The following is a 22447-nucleotide window of genomic DNA, read 5'->3' as shown; positions in this document are numbered from 1 at the left end:
TTGAAAGTGTATCGATAAAAAAAATCAGTCGCGTTGCTGCCTTACCACCGCCTCGAGGGCGTCGATGTGTTTCTTAAAGGCGTGCCGTCCATTCGCCGTGATCTTGTATTTTGTTTTTGGCTTTCGCTCGACAAAAGATTTTGTCACGGCCACATAGTTTTCCTTTTCCAGCGCTTTCATGTGCGAGGCCAGGCTGCCGTCTGACAATTTCAGCTCCTCTTTAAACGTATTAAAGTCAATAGCGTCGTGCATCAGCAGCATAGACATGATCTGCAGCCGCGTGCTGTGCTCTAATACCTTATCGAGTTGTTCAAAAGGGTTTTTCACGTCGTCGTTGCTTCACTCACTTCTCATATTTTCGATACATGATGCTGCCGTAGAAAATATGTAATAAACCAAAACCGATTGCCCAAAAGATCAAGCCGTATCCCGGAAAGCTCGTGGCGATGAGCCCGAGAATAATTTCCGAGTAACCCAGGTACCGAATCTCGTCCACTGTATTCGAGCTGCCGTGTATTAGCGCCAGCCCATAAAAAACGAGACAGGCCGGGGCGGCCAGACCGTAGTGTCCGGTACCCAACATGATCAGGACAAATATACCACCTGTAAGCAACGGTATCGATACACTGAGCAACAATCTGCGGCTGGCGGGAGTCCAAAGGCTGCTGCCGTCGTGCCGTGCCTTGCGGCTGCTCAGGATAATGCCCGTTGTCAGCGAAGCGATTAACACCACAACCGCTACGGCGATCAGCTTCAGCAATGTGGCAGGATCTTGTACAGAGTAAATACGGTACCGCAACGGTGACACCGGGTAATACGCAATAAAGTAAGCCGCTACCGCGCCGCCGAGGGCATAGATACCTGCTAACACACCCGACAGGCCACTCAGGGAGATGAACTTGGCGGATCGCTCCATCATCGTTCGGATCGATGCGAGATCCTTTTCATACTCCTGGATTTTCTTCATTGCTAAAGTACTTTGGGTAACAAAGTAAACTTACGAACAATTTGGATCAGAGTTGCCAAAACAGCAGACATTTTCTACAAGCACCTGCAACGTGTTGATATTCAGGTGGACTAATAACCGAGTTTTTTCAGCCAGGCCACGCTCAGATCCGGCCAGGTGTTCAACGCATCATCTTTTGGAGCCATGCCATAGCCGTGGCCGCCGTGGTCATAAACATGGAGACTGGCGGGTATGCCATGCTTGCGAAGGGCTTGATAGAAGAGGAGGCTGTTTTCCGGCGGCACGGCCTGGTCGTCGGTAGAGTGAACTAAAAAGGTAGGAGGGGTGTGTGCATCGACGCGGTTATAGGTCGAGAGCGAATCAACCAGGGCATCGTCAGGGTTCTTACCGAGCAACATCTCACAGCTGCCGCGGTGCGCCGCCGGGCCCGACAAAGCAATGACTGGATAAATCAAAATAGAGAAGGCCGGCCGCGAGTTGTATTGCTCCAACGGCGACTTTGCTTTCTTCACTGCCGGCAGGTGCATGGTGGTGGCCATAGAAGCCAAGTGACCGCCCGCGGAAAATCCCAGGATGCCGATGCGCTCGGGGTTCAACTTCCATTCTTTTGCACGCGACTTGATCACGCGCAGGGCTGTCGTCACATCGCGATATTGGTCGGGGAACCGATGGCCACTTTGGTCGGGCGAGTTCAGGCGGTAGTGCAGCACAAAAACATTGTAGCCATGCCGGTTATAAAAGGCCGCAACATCACGCCCCTCGTGCTGGTCGGCCAGGTGCGAATAGCCACCCCCGGGGCATACCAAAATGGTCGTGCCGCTGGCGGAGTCGGGCAGGGCCTTAAAGAACTCCAGGTACGGCGGTTCCTTATCTTTTTCAAACCCGTCGATCGTTGTTTTCTCCGTGGCGGGGTACAACGGAATTTTTTGTCCCAGGACGGAAAAAGCCATAAAAAGAACCGATAGCGTGTAGAATGATTTCAAAATGAGGCGCATAGATAGACCTGAATTTTTCCGAAGATGTTCATTTTTTTGGGCTACGGTGTCCTGCACGACACTTTTTTAAAAATTGTAAGAAAAATCTCCCCAGCTTTTGGATTATTCCCCCTCAACCTATTAATATTGCACTCCCAAATTTAACATTCCTCCTTAGCTCAGCTGGTTAGAGCATCTGACTGTTAATCAGAGGGTCCTTGGTTCAAGTCCAAGAGGAGGAGCCCTGGCAAGTCCAGAACATCAAAAAACCGCTTAAACATTTAAGCGGTTTTTTTTATGCCGATAATCTCTTCTCCCGGAAAAGTTAGCCGACGTGGTCCGGTCTTACAGCCAAAACGCACCGCCATGAAGTCGGGGAAATAGATTGTAACAGGGCGGCACCCCCCCCGTCCTTATTTTTATCGAATCAGGTTTTCCCTCATGTAAATAGTCGCAATAAGGTGCACTTTTGTTTGCGCCCGCCTATAACAAGGAATATCTATGCAGATTCAATCGACGGACCTATTTGTACCAGGTAAACTGATGGAGAATATCATCTCACTTCTGGTGGACGGGTTGCTTGTTCTTAATGCCGACAACTGTATTGAAGTCGGAAATGATATATCCTTAAAATTGCTCGGCTTTTCCTCGTCGTCGGAATTAAAAGGAAAACATATACGCAGTCTTTATGCATATCCCGGCAATGCGGAAAAAATAATCTGGTTGATGGGTATGAACAGCCATTTGTACAACTGCGAGGATACATTTATAACACGGTATGGGCAAAGTTTTATCTGCTCGTACTCTTGTTTGCAATTTCGGAATCCGGATGGAATTACTTTTTCTAAAATTATCCTTCTCCGTGATTTGACCGATAAAACGATTGCCGAACAGAAAATTGCCATGTATACCAAGCGTCTTAATGACAGCGCGGCACCGGACCAATTGAAGTATCTGGCATCGCACGAGCTTCAGGCTCCCTTACAGGCAATCTACAATCTTATTCTTTGGCTGCAGGAAGACACCGAACTGTCCTTATCTAATGGGAGCATCAATATCAATATACTAAAGGACAGGGTGACGAGATTTGGTCTTCTGATAAACGACATCCTGAAATACTCAACGGTAGGACAATCGGCGATCAACACAAGTGCGGTGGACCTCTATACGGTTGTTAAGGATGTTACGGACTTGCTCAGTCACCATCTCATAGGGGGTGGAATACCTTCCGAGAATAGTTACTACACGCGGTATTGACCGCGTGTAGTGCGCTTGTCATTATTTTAAATCACGATGCCTCACAGGGCTATTAATTCTGTATCCTTTACACTTATGCGCAGCCAATCGTTATGTATGAGTATGCCCTACTGTTTGTAATAATTCATAAGTGTTTAAATCACAGGGCAAATTTATTCGTGTTATTAATTCACTGATTTTTTTTCGTGCTTCACAAGTGTTGAAGTGACGGTGATAGTGCGTCATCTCGTGCAATTGTCGCCCGATTAGCTATTAATAGATGATTTTCCTACAGCACAGTAGCGATACAGTGGCGGGGAGTATATGCGGCATGAAAATGGGTACAATAAATAATGGTGAAAAGTGATGGGAATCCGGTCTCGCTTTAGTGACTCCTTGCAAAAAGCGCGCAGTTTACTTATCTTCAATAAGATGATCTTCGATACATAATAAGAAGGATTGCCCGCATACGCTGCGTTAGTTGAAGAAGAAATGCGTAGGGCCAACCTTACGTCCGATTTGTTTCGGGCTGTAGACGAGTATTTTTTTACATGAGCTCCATGGATTTGATGCCGATGTTGTACTGTCTTGGCGACTCACTGGTTGATATCAATGCGTATGAGACACGTAGCTCCGGCAGTTATATACTTTCACTAAGCATCTTATTCTGGTAACTGCAGTACGTCAGAGAGTATGCTGTTTAAATTATGTAAGATGGTGTGTTTAATGACGTGAGCAAATTTAAAAGAAATCATTTCATGCAGTTTGACATATCCCAGCAAAGAGAGTTAGAAAGCAGGTTTACGGCAGTTGCCAGAGAGTTGGCAAGTCTGATTGAAAATGCCAACGTTCCGATATTTGGGATCGATCGAAACGGATACATTAACGAATGGAACACGGTGATTTCTGGCCTGTCTGGAATGACCAAATTGGACCTTCTGGGCAAACGTTGGGTCAATGAATTCGTTGGAATAGAGAATAGGGCGGCGACAGAACACATGATCGCGCGTGTCTTGCAAGGCGATGCCATTAGCAATTTTGAATTGCCCGTGTTCACAAAAAATGATAAGAGACTTGTATTACTGCTAAGTGCTTTTCCAAGGCGAGACCCCGAGAAGATAATCAATGGAGCCATCTTTGTCGCACAGGATATTACCGAGCTTATAGAATATAGGCGAAACCTTGAAAAGATGGTGCAAGATCGGACACGTGAGCTGAATCATGCCTTACAAAAAGAAAAGGAACTGGTCAATATGAAGAGCAAGTTCGTTTCCATAGCCTCCCACGAATTCCGTACGCCGTTGTCGACAATCACCTCGGCCACGGAGTTTATCAAGAAATTAATGCCGCCGGGCATGCCGTTCGAGGTTGAGCAGAAACTTATCCAAATTGAGAAACAAGTTGCTCACATGACCCATTTACTCGATGATGTATTGACGATCGGAAAGATTGAGGGCGAAAAAATACCGGTACGATTATGTGTAGTCGACATTCGCGATTTTTTCAGGCGCCTAAGCCGCGAGATTGAGCAGAATACGGGTGGTACCCATAAGATTAGACTGATATATAATGTTTTATTCGACACGATTGAGTCGGATGAGAAGCTGCTCAGAAACATCGTCATCAATACGTTGACAAACGCAATTAAATTTTCGCCTGGCGCGAAGTATATTGACTTAACACTCGCCGGCGATGATGAGAAATTGACCCTCAACGTCCGTGACTACGGTATCGGAATTCCAGATGTGGACATGAAGCAACTTTTTGAACCATTCTACCGGGGCAGTAATGCAAACGCTATTCAGGGGACCGGGTTAGGATTGTCGATATTACAGAAGGCGGTGGATTTGCTTCATGGATACGTCGATATAAAAAGTGAAGTCGGAAAAGGTACCGAGCTTACCGTTACCTTGCCGCGAATGCACAAACCGCGTTACCCGGTCTCCGCATCGGCATGAAGCGCGATACCGGGCTCGCGTAAAACATAGATCATGTATATAGCATACTCGCGGACGACGCGGTAGCATGGGAATGATTTTTAAGCAATTCGTTGTATAGATGCAAAAAATGATAAAAGTTGTAATTGTCGACGATCATGGTCTCTTACGACATGGTTTGCGATCGCTGTTGAATACAGCACCTGATATTGAAGTGCTCGCAAGTATTAGCAGTGGAGAGGAGGCAATCAATCTGCCGGATATACTGCAGCCCGATGTATACCTCATGGATATTGTCATGAAGGGAATGAGCGGTATAGAAGCAACCCGTTGGATCAAGGAGCAAAATCCGGATGCGAAGGTTATTTTGATCTCAAGTGAAGTGACGAAGGATTTCGTTACGGCGGGGGTAGAGTCGGGTATAGATGGGTATTTGCCGAAGGATGTTGATCAGGATCACCTGCTTCAATCGATACGAACCGTTTATAACGGCGGCAGATACTTTAGCCAGGAGGTTATGTCACTTGTTTTCGAAGACTTCTATCTCAGAAAAACCGAAGGCAGAGGGCTTCCCACTAAAAAGTCGAGGGAGCTCACCCGGCGCGAGAATGAAGTTCTCGTTTTAATTGCGAGCGGAAAGAGCCTGAAGCAAATCGCCGAGGAGCTTTTCATCAGCATAAAGACGGTTGAAACGCATAAGCTGCACATTCAGGACAAAATGGGTTTCTCGAATACAGCGCAGCTGACAAAGTATGCGATAGAGCATAAGCTCATTTAGTGAATAGTGTCCGCACACTATCCAGCCACACCGCTGCGGGGGCGTTTGTTTGTGTTTTTTTAACACGTTTAATGTTGGGTGATACAATAAGTGTTAAATCAAGTGAAGTGGGCGATTACCAAATTATAGGCCGGCCGTACACGCCGTTGGGACATTACAGGCAATCCAAATATTCGTGTTTTCGGTTTTTTTTGATTCTGTCAGCATTCCTGATATTTCGGAAATCAGCTTTTTCCTGATTCCTCCAATCCGTCAAATGGAGACCTTTGGAATACCGAAATACTTATCAAATGATTCCAGATGAAATTTCCGGATCTTCTGTGTCAAGAACCCTTTTTATTGACTTTGACTTGTACACAGACGGCGATGAAGAATTTAAACAAGAGCTGATTGATTCGATGATCGATAACCTTGTGGAAATGCAGCAAGTATTGCAAGAAGCGTCGCAGCGCAATGACGCAGGACTTTTTCAGGGGGTATGCCATAAAATCAAGCCTACACTCGAGATGCTGGCAGACGTCGAGCTCCTCGACACCGTGAGTAAGTTAAAAGTTAATGTCACCGATCCTGCGAACATTACGTTGTTAAATAGAATATGTAAAGGCATCGTTCAAAGTCTTAAAAATGCATAACCGCCGAGCCGCCCTTAAAACAATGATGCAGAGGACGACAGTATTTGTATATATATGGAAGATGAGGTACTCGATAAAATTGATATTTTTCTTACCGTTGACAGGCAAACAATCAATAGTTATTTTAATATTCATGATCCCGCTCCAATTTATAAGCGTCAGCTGAGTCATCAGTTGGAGGAGTATATCAAAACGTGTGTAATTCCTGCGAAACGCTATACGGCCATATTTTATAAGTTTACATGCACGAGCGAAGTTGATAAGCAGTTTGCGGCGCCTTTGATGTATGCCATCAGGCGACATTACCTGCAAAAGAAACAGATACGGGAGAAGGAGTTTAAAAAATTCAGAAGCCGAAGCTGGCTGTTACTGATTGTTAGTCTGGTGGTCGTGCTTGTATGCCAGGGGTTCGTGCCGCTTTTGTTAGATCCGGAGAATCATTTCCACACAGCGTTTGGCAATAGCCTGGATATCTTTAGCTGGGTGCTTTTATGGCGCCCGATTGATGTACTGCTTTTTTATTGGAACCCTCATCTGAAGGATATTTTGTTGCTGAATAAACTATCCACATCTGAGCTAATAATAATTGACAATGAGAAATAAAGTATTGCTTGTTGCCGCTTTTGTTTTTGCGCAGGAGATACACTCATTTGCCCAAACCGGTCTTGAGCAATATTATTGGAGGGATAAGAATACAGCGACCTTTATGCCCGTCGTCCATTTTCAGAATGCGAAAAATTGGTATGCCGAGGCCCGCTTTAATTACGAGGAGATCGATACATACTCGCTCAATGTCGGGCGTACGTTTGAGCAAGAGAATAAATTCGGTTCTTACACCCTTACGCCGTTCGTGGGTGCTGTAGCAGGGGAACTGAAAGGGGGGTCTTTGGGTTTTTTGACGACCGGTGAATACCGCGACTGGTTCTTTTCTTCCCAATCTCAATGTACGCTATCGAGCCAGACCAGCGATGCGAATTTTTTGTATTGCTGGGCAGAGCTAGGTTATATCCCGGTGCGCTGGTTCTACTTCGGACCCAGCGTGCAGCTGACGCATTTCACGCGTCAAGGCGACACTGTGGCAGACCCGGGGGCTTTTATCGGCTTTGAATCCGGAAATTGGACATTTCCTATTTATGGCTTCAATCTTCAGAATGCGGGACGGTATTTTCTGGTAGGTTTTAATTTTACAATAGAAGGAAAAAAAACAGGTGACTTGTGATGCTGGCGTATACTTTTCCAAAGACAATCGACGTGTTTATGGTGTTACCGCTGTGGGCGAAAGTGACTACCATAGTCGTGTTTGTACTTTTAGTGCTGGTGTATTTCTGGAGAAGGATAAAGCAACTGACGCATGAGAAATTGGAGCTTCAGCGTTTGCTTGTGGAAAAGAATGAGCTTTGGTCCTACGCCGCTGAGCGGGAAAAGAAGGCGCTCGAAAAAGCGTCTGAAATTGATTCCGCGAAGAAGAAGTTGCTGTCCACGATAAATCACCAAATCCGGACGCCCATGAACGGTGTTATCGGGATGGTCTCGTTGCTTTCAGAAACACCGCTTACACCCGAGCAGGTAGAGTACAACGAAACGATACGAAGCTGTAGCGAGAATCTGTTAACGGTTATCAACGATATTCTATTGAGCGATGTCCTGGCGTATTCGAAAGTTGAGTCCAATTCAGATGAGTTTTCCAATAAGGATTTTAACCTGCGAAATGCAATAGAAGAGGTCTTTGATGTATTTGCAAGCCAGGCGGCGCAGAAGGATGTGGAATTGATTTATCGCCTGGAGAACAAGATACCCGCGCATGTTGTGGGAGATGACGCTCGCTTACGGCAGGTGCTGATGAATCTTTTGGAGAATTCTGTCAAGTTTACCAACCGTGGTGAGATATATATTGAGGTGTGGATTCGCGGCGAGGAGGCGGGGATACTGGACCTGGGTTTTGAGATACGTGATTCTGGAATCGGAATCCCCCCGAACGAGGTTAAATTTTTAATGCATTCCATTTCGCAGGCCGGCGCGCAGCGGTCCGGCGTTGGGCTGTTTCTCTGCAACCGGTTAGTGGCCAGCATGGGTGGGGCTCTTACCATCGATAGCCGGATCAACGAAGGGACTGTAGTCCGGTTCAATATTTTGGTGAGCGTCAGTACGGAGCCTCAGCGGATACATGTCGAGATGATGGGTGTGGAGGGTAAAAAGGTATTGATTGTAGAGGATAACCTAACGCTGAGAAATGTTCTCCAGCAAGAGTTACTAAATTGGAAGCTTGTTCCGATTTTGGCGGAATCCGGCGCGCAGGCGCTGGAGATCTTATCGGAGAAGCGAGGAATCGATTTGGTGTTGGCAGAAATGCAAATGCCTGAAATGGATGGTATGCAGCTCTCGCAAACTATCCGGATGCTCTATCCGGCGATTCCCATCATCCTGATCAGCGCCGTGAACGACGAAGGCAGCAAGCAGCACCCGGAAATCCTGAGCTCCCTGGTGCCGAAGCCTATTCGCCACAATATTCTCGCCCAACACCTTCTAACCGGGCTCATCCATGAAAGCCAGATCGCGGGTATAGAAAAGGCGATCGTAAAACAGAAATTGTCCAGTGACTTTGCTATAAAATATCCCCTTACCATACTCATCGCCGAAGACAACGTGGTGAACCAGAAACTGGCGATCCGTGTGCTTGGAAAACTTGGCTATAAACCCCATACCGTCATGAATGGCAAAGAGGTATTGGAGGAAGTAAGTCGTGTGGAGTATGACCTCATCCTGATGGATATCCAAATGCCGGAGATGGATGGCCTTGAAGCAACACGCATGATCCGATTGTGCCTTACCAATCAGCCGATCATTATCGCGATGACGGCGAACGCCATGCAGGGCGATCGCGAAGAGTGTATAAATGCGGGAATGGACGACTATATCAGTAAGCCCGTGAACATCGAAGAATTGGTTATTATTTTGGAAAAATGGGCACTCCAGGTAAAGGCAAAAAAATGATGAAGTTCGGTTTTGTTTTCGCTGTTATGGTCTTGCTGTTTTCCGGAACGGGCACGGCACAGATCCATACTATGAGGTTCGAAAACCTGTCCGTGAACGAGGGGTTGTCACAAGGCAACGTCAGCGCCCTGGGGCAGGATAAATTCGGCTTTATCTGGATTGGTACGGAGGACGGTCTGAACATGTATGACGGATATACCTTTCGGGTTTTTAGAAACGACATTCGGGATACCACGAGCATCAGCGACAACAGCATTACCAGTATCGTTGGCGATATAAATAACAATTTGTGGATCGGCACAAAAGAGGGGCTGAATTTTTATAATCGGGAAGCGGATCGGTTCGAACGATATATCTCCCGTAAGAATGATCCTGGATCCCTTAGCAATGGTATGGTGAAGTGCGTCTTTATCGATTCAAAAAGTAATTTATGGGTGGGGACTGAGCATGGACTTAATTTATATGATCCCCAAACGAAAAAATTCAAGCATTTTTTCCATAAAGCAGGCGACGACCAGTCGCTGGTTAACAGTTCTGTAAAGGCGATCGTTGAAGACGGTCAGCACCAGCTATGGATTGGAACAGCCAAGGGACTCAGCTTGTTGAACCCCGATCAAAAAACATTTACAAATTTTTTAAGTCGTAAGGATGATCCGACCACCCTTAGCAGCGACGCCATAACATGTTTGTTTGTCGATAAGGAACAAACATTATGGGTCGGTACAATGGATAACGGCCTGAATAAAAAAATGCCGGCCGGCCGGGGCTTTATCCGGTATGTGCACGACGACGCAAATACGGCCAGTATATCCAATAACTACATATACCACATCGCGCAGGACGCTGCCGGGAAATTGTGGATCGGTACAGACGGCGGGTTAATAGGAATGAATACCGTAGAGGATTCTTTCGCGCTGTATGATCATAATCCCCGGGACCGCAGTGGCATCAGCAACAATACCATTTCCGTGTTGATGATTGATGTAAACGATCGCCTGTGGCTGGGAACGCGCTATGCCGGGGTGAATGTTTACGATAAAAACCGGTATTCATTCAATAACTACAAGTTCGATCCCTCCAGTGCCAATAGTATCGGTAATGACGTCGTGTCTCACTTCGAGGAAGATAAGAATGGTAATTTTTGGGTTGCTACGGATGGCGGCGGGCTGAGCTATCTCGACAGGAAGTCGAACCAGTTTACGTCATACGGAGATATATTTACAAATAAGAAAATACTGGCCATTGAAAAAGATGCCGACGGAGGTTTATGGCTGGGGATGTGGCGTGGAGGATTAAATTATTATAACCGCGCTACGAAAAAAGTAAAAAAGTATCGCCATCACCCCTCGAAAGGAAACTCGTTAAGTGATGACAATGTATTTTATATCCGCCGGATGCGAAACGGCGACATCTGGGTGGGCACATGGGGCAATGGTGTTAGCAAGTACAACCGCAAGACGGACGATTTCACGCGATTCACGAATAATCCGGACGATACTAATTCAATCGCCAGCTCCGGGATAGCCTATCTACTGGAAGATTCGAACGGGCTCGTATGGATTGGCACCGAGGGGAACGGGGTAGATCGGTATGACCCGGCGACGAACATCTTTACGCATTTTAAAGCAAGTGCCGAAGCGGGCGCATTAAGTAATAATTTCGTAACGACTATTTTCGAAGACACGCAAAAGAGGATCTGGGTAGGGACATATCGCGGATTAAATCTTTTCGATCCGGCGACGCAAACGTTTAAGTCGTATCATGTGTACGACGGCATGCCGAACGAAGCTGTTGTCGGTATACAAGAGGACGGGGCGGGTAAATTGTGGGTCAGTACGAATTTCGGCATCACGTGTTTCGATCCGGTTCATAATAATTTTAAAAATTACACGGTTCATGATGGCCTTCCGGGGAGCCAATTTAACCGGTGGGCATCTGCGAAGCTCTCGACGGGTGAGCTGCTTTTTGGTGGAACTGAAGGCTTTACGCTGTTCCATCCAGATAGCATGAAGGTAAATACAATCAAGCCACCGGTGTATATTACCGGCTTTAGGGTCTTGAACAAGCCGGTCATGATTGGCGAAAATGAGATTCTGAAGAAAAATATACTGTGTACGTCAGAGATCGAGCTAAGTTATCTCGACAATGTTATTTCGTTCGAGTTTGCGGCGTTGAATTATCTTGAAGCCGACAAAAATCGGTACCGGTATAAAATGGAGGGATTTCAGGACGAATGGATCGAAGCCGGAAACGAAAGGAAAGCAACCTACACCAACCTGGCTCCGGGAGAATATAGGTTCCGGGTGATTGCCGCCAATAACAGCAGTGTTTGGAACGAACAAGGAGCCGCTGTTAAAATTGTTATTACACCGCCTTACTGGCGTACGTGGTGGTTCCGGACCCTCCTGGCAGTGGTTGTCGTGGGGGGAATCGCTTCGTTCGTGATGGCGCGAAATCGACATGCCGCAAAACTGAAAGCGACGCTGGAAGAGCAGATCCAAAAGAGCACGGAAGAAATAATGGGGCAGAAAGAGGCATTGGTCGCGCAGACCGAGGATATGCAAACGCTGAACGAGCAATTGCAGGGACAAACGATATTTCTGCAACAGATCAACAATGAGCTTGAAAAGCAGCGTGAGGAAGCAGAAAACGCGCGGCGTGAAGCCGAGAAAGCAAACCAGGCCAAAAGTATATTTCTGGCCACCATGAGCCACGAAATCAGAACGCCCATGAACGGCGTGCTGGGTATGGCGTCATTGCTGGCGGAGACTCCTCTTACGACAGAACAAAAAGAATATGCCGATACGATCAGGGGCAGCGGCGAAGCCCTGCTCAGGGTTATCAATGATATTCTTGATTTTTCTAAAATAGAGTCGGGCAATCTGGAGCTTGATAGTCACACGTTCGATTTACGGCAGTGTGTGGAAGAGGTAATGGATGTCTTTTCGACAAAGGCGGCGCAAAAGGGACTTGACCTTGTGTACCAGATCGATTATCAAATCCCGGCACAAATTATAAGCGATAGTCACCGGCTTCGGCAGATATTGCTCAACCTGATCGGTAATGCGATGAAGTTTACAGACCGGGGCGAGATCTTCGTCGGCATCGAGCTGTTGAAAATGGATCACAGCCATATTGAGCTGGCCTTCCACGTAAGAGATACGGGGATCGGCGTGCCGCCGGATAAACTCTCGCGGTTGTTCAAAGCTTTTTCGCAGGTGGATTCTTCCACCACACGCAAGTATGGCGGCACAGGGTTAGGGCTTGTGATCAGCCAGCGATTAGTGGAATTAATGGGTGGTTCTATTGCTGTGGAAAGCGAAGTAGGTGTCGGCACTTCGTTTGGATTTACGATAAAAGGCGAGGTGAGTCAGGAATCTATCCGTCAGTATGTACATACCAACATCACCGGTAACGAAGGAAAGAAGGTATTGGTGGTCGATGACAACAGAACCAATCTTAACATTTTGAAAGGCCAACTCGAGCAATGGAAGCTGGTACCGACATTAGCGTCTTCCGGAGCCGAGGCCTTGCAAATCCTGGAGAGTAGTGAAAACTTTGACCTTGTCATCACGGATATGCAAATGCCGGATATGGATGGTGTTCAGCTTACAAATCTGATTAAAGCGAACCATGCGTATTTGCCGGTTGTATTACTAAGCTCTATTGGTGATGAAAGCAAAAAGAACCACCCCGACCTATTCGCGGCGGTGCTCAATAAGCCCGTGAAGCAGCAGCAATTTAGCCGTGTACTTCATTCGGTTCTCCGCACGGGTGACGAGGGAGTACTGGTGGAAGAAAAGAAGTCGAAACAGGTGCTTTCAACAGAGTTTGCAGAACGGTATCCGCTCCGCATTCTCGTTGCGGAAGATAATCCGGTAAATCAGAAACTGACAACGCGGGTACTGAACAAACTTGGCTATATGGAGATCGTTATTGCTCCCAATGGCCTGGAGGCGGTCGAGCGGTTTCATGAGCAATTTTATGACGTGATCTTAATGGACGTGCAAATGCCGGAAATGGACGGATTGGAGGCAACACGGCTGATCAGGGCAAAACAATACCATCAACCTTACATTATCTCGATGACCGCCAATGCCATGCAGGGGGATCGGGAGATCTGCATGCAGGCCGGAATGGACGATTATGTCAGTAAACCCATTAAATTGGAAGCCGTCATTGTTGCCCTGGAAAAGGGCTATGAATTTATACATCGGAAAGTCGAGGAGGAGTAGGACGGGGCAATGCATGGTGTGCGTCCACGTTAGGGCTATTGTCCCTTGTTGCAACAACGAATAGTATGCACGCATAAAAGCTTTCAGAAAGGTTTTGATAGCCACGTGTATATTTTACAGTATATCCTGTTAATGCCTGATTTTTCCCGAATCAGCTTTTTGCTGATTTTTTTTATTGGCCCCTTCGATACCTTGAGGAATGCCCTCGGGCCAAAAATTATCATCATGAAAAGGACTTTAATCTTGCTGATCACCCTGGTGATAGCTCGGTATACGCATGCACAAAACGTAGGTATTAATGCAACGGGGGCGGCTCCGGATGCGTCCGCTATTCTCGATGTTGCTTCGACCAGCAAAGGCCTCCTGGTTCCCCGGGTGGCATTGACAGCTACCAATGCCGCCGGTCCTATTACTTCTCCCGCTACAAGTTTGTTGGTGTACAACACTGCCACGGCAGGGAGCGCCCCGAACAATGTGGTGCCCGGGTATTATTATTGGAATGGCACGATATGGGTTGTCTTTTCAACAGCCAGCAATACGGCCTGGACACTCACTGGAAATTCGGGATTAAACCCGGCCACCAATTTCATCGGGACCACCGATGACAAGGCGCTCATTTTTAAGTCGTTTAACAACTCCTTTTTAGAATTCGGAAATCGTGGAACCCTGGGATTAACGCAGGGATATCCGGATTATGATAACGCGACCGAAAAAGTGACCTATGTGCGTTCAGCCTTGCAGTTCGAAGCTGCCGCGGCCAACTTCTATAAACCAAAGATGTACACGGATACGGATGGGAATTTCAGGATCAAGGGAAGCTCTGCAGGCACAGACTTTTTTGAATTCGGCTCTACCGGTAGCAGTAACAGCGGTGGGTTTGAATTCGTCATAGGCGATGATGGCGATGAGCCGATGGTGTTTAAAAGCTACCACTATATTAACGGAATGTCGGAGATCATGCGCCTGCAAAGTGGAAGAATGGCCGTGGGATCTAACTCTTTTAATGCTACCAATCCCGAGAAATTGCTGATCGATGCCGGCGTTACCACGTCTTACAACCTGATGACAGGAAAGGGTAGCATTGACAATTATCTTCAGATCAACGTTCAGAATAGCTCCGCCACCGGAAGTGCCAGCTCGGATGTTGTCGCCACGGCGAACAATGGAACTGAGTCGGCTAATTACATCGACCTGGGTATTAATTCAGGGTCTTATACCAACACCAGTCTTCCGGTCCTGGGCGGCGCCAACACGGCCTATCTCTATGCTACCGGAAATGATTTTGTGATTGGTAATGGTACCGCGGCAAAGCCTATTCGTTTTTTCGCCGGCGGATTCGCGACGTCAGATGAACGCATGCGGATCAGTGGCACCGGCAATGTGGGCGTCGGCACAACCAGTCCCAACTCAACCCTGGACGTCAATGGGTCGGTAGCTTCTGCGATAACAATAACGGGCTCGAATATCACGCTAAACGCAACACACTATACAGTGATTCTGAACAATGGCAGTACACCCTCTGTGACATTGCCCGCCGCCGCCGCGAGTAATGCGCGGAGAATGTATATAATCGTGAACCAAACCAACGGCGCGCGAACGATCAGCAGCTATCGGGATTTTACGAATTCGGGTGTGACCACCATTCCTGCCAACAGTAGTATAACGATTCAATCGGATGGTAGTAACTGGTACCGTATAAATTGATCGTTTAGTCGGCAGGAGAGGGGTTATCAGATTGATAAATTGAAAATATGGTCAGGTCTTATCGCAATAGTTATAGGTTTTTGCTTTTTGGTTTGTGTATCACCTTGGCAGGCGTTGATGGGTTTTCCCAGGCACGGTTAATACTGGACAACGGAGCTTTTATTAATATCACCAATGGCGGGTACGTGGTGGTTGAGAATTCTGCTGCGAACGCCATTACCAGAACCAGTGGTTACATTAAGATCGAGGCGAATACCATGAGTAAGCTGAAGTGGAACATAGGCACGAACACTACTGCGCATGTGTTCCCTTTTGTCACGGCCGGCTCCGTATATGTCCCGTTTACCTTACAAGTTACGGCAGGTGACATCGGACATGTGGCGGTTTCTACTTATCCGACGGCTGCCAACAATACACCCTACCCCGCCACCGTAACGCATGTGGATATACTGGGAATGGATAACAGCGCGAACACGGTAGACCGGTTCTGGCAAATAGACAAAGACGGGCCCAGTGGCACCGCAACGTTAACATTTCAAGCTGCACCCGCCGAAGTAGGCACCGTCACGACGCTGCGCGCGCAGCGCTGGAACAGCACAACCAATGCCTGGGACGCTCCGCTTCCCGGCCAGACCAGTAGCGCGTCGAGCGTGACGGTTCCGGGTGTAACAACGTTTTCTCCGTGGGCCGTATCGGGAAATAATGCGCCGCTTCCGGTTCAATTGACAAGCTTTACGGCGAAGGGCGTCGACAAGTATGTCGAGCTTGATTGGATTACGGCGTCGGAGAAGAATAACGATTATTTTACGGTTCAGCGAAGTAAGAGCGGCGTCAATTTTGTAGATATCGACACCGTGGCTGCCGGACCGACGGGTTCCATGGTTCAGGAGTACAGCTACACAGACCTCAACGCCCTCCCGGGTAAGTCGTACTATAGGTTAAAGCAAACCGACCTGGACGGCACCGACGAGTTTTTGGGTATCCGGATGGTGCAGCTGGAGGAGGGCCCTCCGGGGCTAAAGGCTTACCCAAATCCGGTGACAAATGGTAAGTTGTTCCTCGACTTCATTAGCGAGCTTAAAAGCGAGGCCTCCGTCACAATCTCCGACCTTGCGGGAAAAGTTATATTCAGTACCGTCGTAGCAGTGGGTACACGTGTTTACACCATCGATCTGAGCCGGTCACCAGCCGGGGCATACATGTTAAAGGCCTTCACTGCTCAGTCAAACTTTCAGCAGGTAATTGTAATACGATAGTGAATGATAGGTGTGAATGATGCACTTATCACACCTGATAAAGCCTGATTTTCCAATGGTCAGCTTTTCACTGATTTATTAGAGGCTGATGATTCCGAACTTTGCTCACTACGATTTCTTATAAAATGAACATGTGAATTAGTGACTATGAAAAGTAAAATCTTTCTTCTTAGTTTTTTGATATGCTCTTTAACAGCCCAGGTCCATGCGCAGGTTAAAATAGGCGACAATTCCGCGACGATTGATGCCAATTCGCTTCTGGAGCTGGAAAGCACAAATAAAGGATTTCTGCCACCGCGGGTGGCATTAAACGATCTGAATGCTGTCACGCCACTGACCGGCACTGTACCCTCGGGAATGCTTGTTTACAGCAGCGGGGGCGCAGTAGCGGATGGGTATTATTATTGGAACGGGACGCAATGGGTTCCGTTTATCAACCTCGGTGAGGCTAGTCTTACAGTCAAGACAGCCACCGGTGCAATCGCTAAAAGCGAAACGTTCATCATCGCAAGCAACGATATTACACTGACACTTCCGGCGATTACTGCTGCCGACGACGGCCTTTCCATCACGGTCAAAAACGTCGGTACGCACATACACCAGGTAGACGTGGTGCCGGCGGGCGCTTCCACGATTGACGGTACGGTGATCTCCAAGCACTTCCGCTGGGTCTCTAAGACCTATGTGGCCTCCGGGGGCGACTGGCTAATAAAATTAAGTGAAGGCAAAGTAGATAATGTCTTTGACGTATCTGAAACCGGAAGTTGGACGACAATCGAGGAAATGATAGAATTTTTGGACGTGCACATGGAACAGCCTTCTGTTGTCAGATTGGTAGGGGGCGACTACACCGTTGACGCAACCCAGACCATCGATCTGCCGTTTCCCCTAACCATTCAGGGGAGCAGCTACGGCGCCGCAACGATTACAGCCGGCGCAGGCGTGTCGGGTAGTATGTTTGACTGTGCCACTGAAACCTATTTTAAAATGCTGGCGTTCGATGCCGGTGGCGTCTCTGGTATTGATGCGATTCATCTAACCAGTGCGAATGAGTACTATGAAGTAAAGGACTGTACCATTGATGGTTTTGCTAAGGGCATCGTGGCGCTGAGCAATGTCGAGGTGTGGATCTTTGAGCTTGATATTTTGAATGCTACAACGGCCGGCGTTGAAATTGCAGCCGGCGGATTAAGCGGGGTTTCGCTCAAGATTTCCGAGACGGACTTTATCAATTGCGGAAAAGGGATCAACCTTCTGTCGGGGACCAATCCAGTAGTATCCATTTTGAACTGTGGCTTCTATAACAATAGCGGTGGACAGATTGGAATAAACTACGTTCCCGCCACGTTTACCTCCCTCTCTCGTGTTTTTGTAACCAATAACAGTTGGAACAACACGGGCACTTTTATGAGTGGTTTTGATTTTACGCTGGCGTCGGGAAGGGATGCCAATACATTCATCAAGAATAACTCGGGCGGACAAGATAGAAATCCCAATAGCCGGATTAACGTCAGTAACAACGTTGCAACCACAAGCATTGCGGTTGCGGGAACGTGGTATAAAGCCAACTGGACTGCCGGTACGCAAACGTCGATCACTACGAAATGGACCATCGGCACAAACAGAATCACCTATCAGCCCGTAAACAGAAGTGATGGTTGGGCCATTATTACGGGTAATATAACGGTGCCCGCTAACAACCGAACCATATCCATCGCCATTGTCAAAAATGGCGTTACGACGACGCGGTATGGTGAAACCGATCTTCGCCTTACAACGGCAAGTGATCCGTATCAATTTGCGACGACAATCTACTTAGCAGATATAGGGCCTGGCGACTATTTCGAAATTTATTGTACGTCATTAACGTCCGGTGAAACGGCGACTTTCCGGGACGTTCAGTGGTTTACGGAAACCAAATAGACGGGCATACTTAATCCGAGTACGATGAGAAACCTACAGTTATCCATAGCGTTGATATTTGTCTGCACCGTTGCCCAGGCCCAGCACCAATTCACGAATACCGGAAATTTTCGGACGTTTCCCGGGGCGACAATCTCCTTTTTTGGCGATTTCGTTAACAATGGAGTATTTACCGATGGGGGACAATCGACCTCATTCAGAGGCGGGGCCAATCAATTTATCTTCGGGTCCACCACGCTTACATTTAATAACTTCATTGCGGATAATGCCGTGAGCGTAAGCCTGCAGTCGGATATCAACATTAGTAATACGCTAACCCTTACCGCAGGTGCGCTCGACTTAAATTCGCGGCGCCTGACTATACAAAATGCTTTGCCGACTGCGGTGACCCGAACCGGCGGGTATATTTTGAGTGAGAAGACTAACAATTCCAGTCAGCTGCGGTGGATAGTCGGTACAAACACTTCTGCCCACGTTTTTCCATTCGGAACGTCCACAGGAGTCTATATACCTTTTACGGTGTTGCTAACAGCCGGAAATCTGGGGAACGTAACGGTTTCCACCTATCCCACCGCCGCGAATAACACGCCGTATCCCACGGTTCCCGTCGCCGTCACCGACATGAACCGGCTGGGAGTCGACAATAGCGCGAACGTTGTAGACAGGTTCTGGCAAATCGATAAGGACGGCCCCAGCGGCACCGCCACATTAACATTCCAGGCTGCCCCGGCGGAGGTTGGCACCATTACATCGCTGCAGGCACAACGCTGGAATAGTACAACGGGCACGTGGGAAAACCCTCTCCCAGGTCAAACCAGTAATGCAACGGGTGTCACCGTCCCGGATGTAACAAACTTTTCTCCGTGGACCTTGTCCGGAAATAACGCGCCGCTCCCCGTGGAATTGCTTGCCTTTACCGCGAAAGCCGTCGAGACACATGTCGAGTTGGATTGGACAACAGCCAGCGAAAGGAATAACGACTATTTCACCATCCAACGAAGTAAGGACGGTCGCACCTTTTCGGATGTCGGAACGGTAGCAGCCGGCCCGAATGGGTACAATGTTCAGAAATATGCGTATACTGATCATGATCCCCTACCCGGCAAATCGTATTACATGTTAAAGCAAACAGACCTGGACGGCACCATGGAATTTTTGGCCATCCGAATGGTGCAGATGGATGAGCTCCCCCCGGGTCTGACCGTGTACCCCAATCCTGTAGAAGGTGGTAAATTCTCTATTGACTTCAAGAGCCCCCTTAAGCAGAATACCTTCGTTACAATTTCTGATCTGGTAGGAAAAATAATTTTCAGCGCTATGGTAGAGGCAGGGGCACGTTATTATCCCGTCGATCTGGAGAACTCACCGGCAGGCGTATATATGCTGCGAACAAACAGTCCGGAGTCTGGATTCGAGCTGAAAATTATGGTGAAATAGAACATCGCATGTCATAATTGCGATTGATAGGCGCGCGTTGTTATCTTGCGCCCATGTATCGAATTTCATCCCGCTGGCAGACGATCCTTTTGCCTGCTCTCTTCGCCCTGAATTTCAGCGCCTGTTCTGACGAGAAAACACAGCGTGAGCAATATGAGGATGCCACCAGCGGCATAACCTTCCGCGCCTACAAGACCACGTCGTCTACCGCCGTAGGACCCGCCGTAAAGCTGTACAACAGCCAGAAGACAGACTCACTCCCCCCCATTGATCCCACCTATGCGCACCTCTTGCTTGGATACGGCTGGACCGTCTCGGGTAAGCCTGCCATGGCATTTGCGGAAGCGGACCTGGCGCAAGAGGAAGGCGATACTACCGCGCAGTACCTGGCGCGGTCGTTGCGTTCCATCGCCATGTACGAGCAGGGGTGGGATAGCCTCGCGCACGAAGAAGCTGAGCAATCGAAAAAACTGCTGAAGCCTGACGCGGAGGCACAATACGAAGTGGCTACTTTTTATGTACTCATGGGACTGGCCCAGGCGTACGATAAAGACTTCGCACAGTCTAAGTTCTATTTTGCGGGGTTTGCCAACGAGACCGGTATACACTGGCCGTATAAGCTGACCGATGCCATCGACGATTTTCAACATAACCGTTTACAGGAAGGACTGGTTAAGCTCAAAGCCCTTTCGCAAGATCCGGCTGTGCCACCAGCGCTTCAGCAGGCACTCGCCGAGCAGATCACAGTGATCGAAACCCAGGCCGGCGACGTGAACTCATCGCTCTTCTGGCCAAGGCTTATTTCGGCGGTAGTGCTGGAGCAGTTGAAGAAATCTTCGAACTCCCAGATCGGGCAGGTCGTACAGATGGTTGAAAGCCTGCGTGCAAAGATCGGATAGGTTCGTATATTATCCCCATGAACCAGACTGCAAAATCTTATCTCGTTGTCGACCTGGAAGTGACAGACCCCGCCGGCATGGCGCGCTACAAAGAGCAGGCCTTTCCGATGATTGCCCGGTACGGAGGTCGTACCATTATTCGTGAGCTGAATCCCATCGCCCTGGAGGGCGACTGGAAACCCAAAATACTGGTCGTGCACGAGTTCGATAGCCGCGAGGCGGCCCTGCGCTTTTACAACTCCGAAGAGTATGCTCCGCTCAAGGCACTTCGACAGGCTTGCACGCGCACGAACGGTGTGATCGTGGATGGCGTTGTGTAGATCAATCGTTCTTCTCTTCCTTATATAGGATCATCCCTGCATGGTATAAAATACCCTCGCGGAAATCACCGTCGGCAGTAAACCCGGTGTCGTCCACATAGTCAATGTGGTTGCCGGTCATCGTATAACGGCCCTGGTAGGCGCTCTTGCGACGGCCGCGATCTTCGTCGTAGCGGCCGTTGGGTAACAGTGTGTGGCGGATGTGACCATCGGCCGTTACCCAGGTGCCGATGTAAAAAGGTTCATTCGGTTTCATAGAATATGTATTTACGATATTAAACATGCTGTTGGATCTTCAAGGCGTAGTGAAACAACTCGAAGACATAGTTCTGCAAGAGCTCCGTGCGAAAGGTATAGTCTGACTGTAACGCCTCGGTGATATTCTCAAAGACGTTGGTGAGGTAACGCTCATGCTGCGCAAGCAATGGAAGCGCCGGGGTGCTTTCACGGTTGAACATCGGCAAGGCGTGAAGATTCTCTTGCATGCCGGGCGTCAGGAACGAGTCTTTGAACATGCAAAAGAATCCTGCGCGGGCATCACACGGAACGTGGGGCATGCGCGAATGAAAGAACAGCAGGAGTGCTTCGGGGCGTCCTTGCGCAGTATCCAGGTACCGGCAGCGTGGAGCATTTTGCAACAGGCTGATGGTATAGAAATCTTCCGTACTGTGGAGCAGCGGCAACGCCTCCAGCGGTGGTGCGTCTTGCAACCGGTAAGCATAAAAGTTAGTCATGTCGCGAACCATACACAAAGGTACCCCCGGCGGGCGCGGCATCTTTGCAATATTCAAAGCGATGCTTGCAGGATTCAAGCACAATCACCCCTGGAGCAGCGCCGGATCACATGTTAACCACGTGTTGCATCAGTTTTGACTGGTTGTTTGGGAAATAATTCCGTTCGTTTGAAAAATGACATCCAGGGGGTGGCCGGGAGGTGGTCAGGAAAGTCGAAAAAGATCGAAAGCGAATCGAACGTGGGACCGGGAAAAGGGGAGGTTTGCCGGGGATAGTTCAAGTATCCCACAGGGTTCCTCCATAGATGTTCCACGGTTGAACCACGGATGATCTACGCTATAAAAGGGGTGGGACATTGTTGGGTCAGGTATGGCATCCGGGAGGTGCGGGCGAGGTTTACACGGGCATCGTCTGGCAATTCCC

Annotated in this window: 19 protein-coding genes and 1 tRNA gene; 15 read left to right on the top strand and 5 right to left on the bottom strand. The window is 48.3% G+C overall.

Features of this window, described 5'->3' with window-relative positions; all coding sequences use genetic code 11:
* Positions 1 to 24 precede the first annotated feature (24 nt).
* From K7P01_RS09260 to K7P01_RS09250, 3 genes are all read right to left on the bottom strand, one after another.
* Positions 25 to 327 carry a winged helix-turn-helix domain-containing protein gene (locus tag K7P01_RS09260; protein ID WP_267292122.1) on the bottom strand — a complete coding sequence of 101 codons (303 nt, stop codon included), beginning with the start codon at positions 325 to 327 and terminating at the stop codon, positions 25 to 27.
* Between the two features lie 16 nt (positions 328 to 343).
* On the bottom strand, positions 344 to 967 hold the full coding sequence (locus tag K7P01_RS09255) for a hypothetical protein (protein ID WP_267292120.1): 624 nt from the start codon (positions 965 to 967) through the stop codon (positions 344 to 346).
* A gap of 110 nt (positions 968 to 1077) precedes the next feature.
* Positions 1078 to 1917, bottom strand: coding sequence for an alpha/beta hydrolase (locus tag K7P01_RS09250; protein ID WP_267292118.1), 840 nt, complete (start codon positions 1915 to 1917; stop codon positions 1078 to 1080).
* 192 nt (positions 1918 to 2109) lie between these two features.
* Here K7P01_RS09250 and K7P01_RS09245 point away from each other — a divergent pair.
* The 15 genes from K7P01_RS09245 to K7P01_RS09175 all read left to right on the top strand — a co-directional run bounded on the left by K7P01_RS09245 (position 2110) and on the right by K7P01_RS09175 (position 21289).
* Positions 2110 to 2183 (top strand) — tRNA-Asn (locus K7P01_RS09245).
* A 301-nt stretch (positions 2184 to 2484) separates the two neighbouring features.
* Positions 2485 to 3198, top strand: a complete 714-nt coding sequence (locus K7P01_RS09240) for a PAS domain-containing protein (protein WP_267292116.1) — start codon at positions 2485 to 2487, stop codon at positions 3196 to 3198.
* Positions 3199 to 3935: 737 nt separating this feature from the next.
* A complete protein-coding gene (locus K7P01_RS09235; RefSeq protein WP_267292114.1) occupies positions 3936 to 5135 on the top strand; it encodes a PAS domain-containing sensor histidine kinase in 1200 nt (399 codons plus the stop codon).
* Positions 5136 to 5244: 109 nt separating this feature from the next.
* Complete coding sequence (locus K7P01_RS09230) at positions 5245 to 5892, top strand: response regulator transcription factor (protein WP_267292112.1); 648 nt, start codon at positions 5245 to 5247, stop codon at positions 5890 to 5892.
* Positions 5893 to 6212: 320 nt separating this feature from the next.
* Positions 6213 to 6524, top strand: coding sequence for a hypothetical protein (locus K7P01_RS09225; RefSeq protein WP_267292110.1), 312 nt, complete (start codon positions 6213 to 6215; stop codon positions 6522 to 6524).
* Between the two features lie 54 nt (positions 6525 to 6578).
* Positions 6579 to 7127: a hypothetical protein gene (locus tag K7P01_RS09220; RefSeq protein WP_267292108.1), complete on the top strand. Its 549-nt coding sequence runs from the start codon at positions 6579 to 6581 to the stop codon at positions 7125 to 7127.
* A complete protein-coding gene (locus tag K7P01_RS09215) occupies positions 7117 to 7743 on the top strand; it encodes a hypothetical protein (RefSeq protein WP_267292106.1) in 627 nt (208 codons plus the stop codon). Before K7P01_RS09220 ends, K7P01_RS09215 begins: the two co-directional genes overlap by 11 nt.
* The gene (locus K7P01_RS09210; protein ID WP_267292382.1) at positions 7743 to 9515 is read left to right on the top strand and encodes a response regulator; all 1773 of its coding nucleotides are present in this window, start codon (positions 7743 to 7745) and stop codon (positions 9513 to 9515) included. The genes K7P01_RS09215 and K7P01_RS09210 overlap by 1 nt, the downstream gene beginning before the upstream one ends.
* Positions 9512 to 13750, top strand: a complete 4239-nt coding sequence (locus tag K7P01_RS09205) for a hybrid sensor histidine kinase/response regulator (protein WP_267292104.1) — start codon at positions 9512 to 9514, stop codon at positions 13748 to 13750. The genes K7P01_RS09210 and K7P01_RS09205 overlap by 4 nt, the downstream gene beginning before the upstream one ends.
* Positions 13751 to 13975: 225 nt before the next feature.
* The gene (locus K7P01_RS09200; RefSeq protein WP_267292102.1) at positions 13976 to 15454 is read left to right on the top strand and encodes a hypothetical protein; all 1479 of its coding nucleotides are present in this window, start codon (positions 13976 to 13978) and stop codon (positions 15452 to 15454) included.
* A 104-nt stretch (positions 15455 to 15558) separates the two neighbouring features.
* On the top strand, positions 15559 to 16710 hold the full coding sequence (locus tag K7P01_RS09195; protein ID WP_267292100.1) for a T9SS type A sorting domain-containing protein: 1152 nt from the start codon (positions 15559 to 15561) through the stop codon (positions 16708 to 16710).
* Positions 16711 to 16887: 177 nt separating this feature from the next.
* Entirely contained in the window at positions 16888 to 18633 is a 1746-nt protein-coding gene (locus K7P01_RS09190) for a pilus assembly protein (protein WP_267292098.1), read from the top strand.
* A gap of 24 nt (positions 18634 to 18657) precedes the next feature.
* The gene (locus K7P01_RS09185) at positions 18658 to 20070 is read left to right on the top strand and encodes a T9SS type A sorting domain-containing protein (RefSeq protein WP_267292096.1); all 1413 of its coding nucleotides are present in this window, start codon (positions 18658 to 18660) and stop codon (positions 20068 to 20070) included.
* A 53-nt stretch (positions 20071 to 20123) separates the two neighbouring features.
* Positions 20124 to 20969, top strand: coding sequence for a hypothetical protein (locus K7P01_RS09180; protein ID WP_267292094.1), 846 nt, complete (start codon positions 20124 to 20126; stop codon positions 20967 to 20969).
* A 17-nt stretch (positions 20970 to 20986) separates the two neighbouring features.
* Positions 20987 to 21289, top strand: coding sequence for a DUF1330 domain-containing protein (locus K7P01_RS09175; protein ID WP_267292092.1), 303 nt, complete (start codon positions 20987 to 20989; stop codon positions 21287 to 21289).
* A 1-nt stretch (position 21290) separates the two neighbouring features.
* On the opposite strand, the gene K7P01_RS09170 is transcribed toward K7P01_RS09175, so the two are convergent.
* Together K7P01_RS09170 and K7P01_RS09165 are read right to left on the bottom strand one after the other, a co-directional pair.
* A complete protein-coding gene (locus K7P01_RS09170; RefSeq protein ID WP_267292090.1) occupies positions 21291 to 21545 on the bottom strand; it encodes an Atu4866 domain-containing protein in 255 nt (84 codons plus the stop codon).
* Between the two features lie 19 nt (positions 21546 to 21564).
* Positions 21565 to 22023, bottom strand: a complete 459-nt coding sequence (locus K7P01_RS09165) for a hypothetical protein (protein WP_267292088.1) — start codon at positions 22021 to 22023, stop codon at positions 21565 to 21567.
* Between the last annotated feature and the right edge of the window lie 424 nt (positions 22024 to 22447).

Source organism: Parachryseolinea silvisoli (assembly GCF_021190955.1).
Taxonomy (GTDB): Bacteria; Bacteroidota; Bacteroidia; order Cytophagales; family Cyclobacteriaceae; genus Ohtaekwangia; species Ohtaekwangia silvisoli.
The sequence above is the reverse complement of the archived record's forward strand: the minus strand, read 5'-3'. Positions and strand labels throughout refer to the sequence as shown.

Bases quoted from the DNA above. Each gene is read 5' to 3' on its own strand.
- K7P01_RS09175 (WP_267292092.1), top strand. From the start codon at position 20,987: ATGAACCAGACTGCAAAATCTTATCTCGTTGTCGACCTGGAAGTGACA.
- K7P01_RS09170 (WP_267292090.1), bottom strand. From the start codon at position 21,545: ATGAAACCGAATGAACCTTTTTACATCGGCACCTGGGTAACGGCCGAT.
- K7P01_RS09180 (WP_267292094.1), top strand. From the start codon at position 20,124: ATGTATCGAATTTCATCCCGCTGGCAGACGATCCTTTTGCCTGCTCTC.
- K7P01_RS09255 (WP_267292120.1), bottom strand. From the start codon at position 967: ATGAAGAAAATCCAGGAGTATGAAAAGGATCTCGCATCGATCCGAACG.
- K7P01_RS09205 (WP_267292104.1), top strand. From the start codon at position 9,512: ATGATGAAGTTCGGTTTTGTTTTCGCTGTTATGGTCTTGCTGTTTTCC.
- K7P01_RS09215 (WP_267292106.1), top strand. From the start codon at position 7,117: ATGAGAAATAAAGTATTGCTTGTTGCCGCTTTTGTTTTTGCGCAGGAG.
- K7P01_RS09250 (WP_267292118.1), bottom strand. From the start codon at position 1,917: ATGGCTTTTTCCGTCCTGGGACAAAAAATTCCGTTGTACCCCGCCACG.
- K7P01_RS09240 (WP_267292116.1), top strand. From the start codon at position 2,485: ATGGAGAATATCATCTCACTTCTGGTGGACGGGTTGCTTGTTCTTAAT.
- K7P01_RS09185 (WP_267292096.1), top strand. From the start codon at position 18,658: ATGAGAAACCTACAGTTATCCATAGCGTTGATATTTGTCTGCACCGTT.
- K7P01_RS09220 (WP_267292108.1), top strand. From the start codon at position 6,579: ATGGAAGATGAGGTACTCGATAAAATTGATATTTTTCTTACCGTTGAC.
- K7P01_RS09165 (WP_267292088.1), bottom strand. From the start codon at position 22,023: ATGACTAACTTTTATGCTTACCGGTTGCAAGACGCACCACCGCTGGAG.
- K7P01_RS09210 (WP_267292382.1), top strand. From the start codon at position 7,743: ATGCTGGCGTATACTTTTCCAAAGACAATCGACGTGTTTATGGTGTTA.
- K7P01_RS09235 (WP_267292114.1), top strand. From the start codon at position 3,936: ATGCAGTTTGACATATCCCAGCAAAGAGAGTTAGAAAGCAGGTTTACG.
- K7P01_RS09230 (WP_267292112.1), top strand. From the start codon at position 5,245: ATGATAAAAGTTGTAATTGTCGACGATCATGGTCTCTTACGACATGGT.
- K7P01_RS09200 (WP_267292102.1), top strand. From the start codon at position 13,976: ATGAAAAGGACTTTAATCTTGCTGATCACCCTGGTGATAGCTCGGTAT.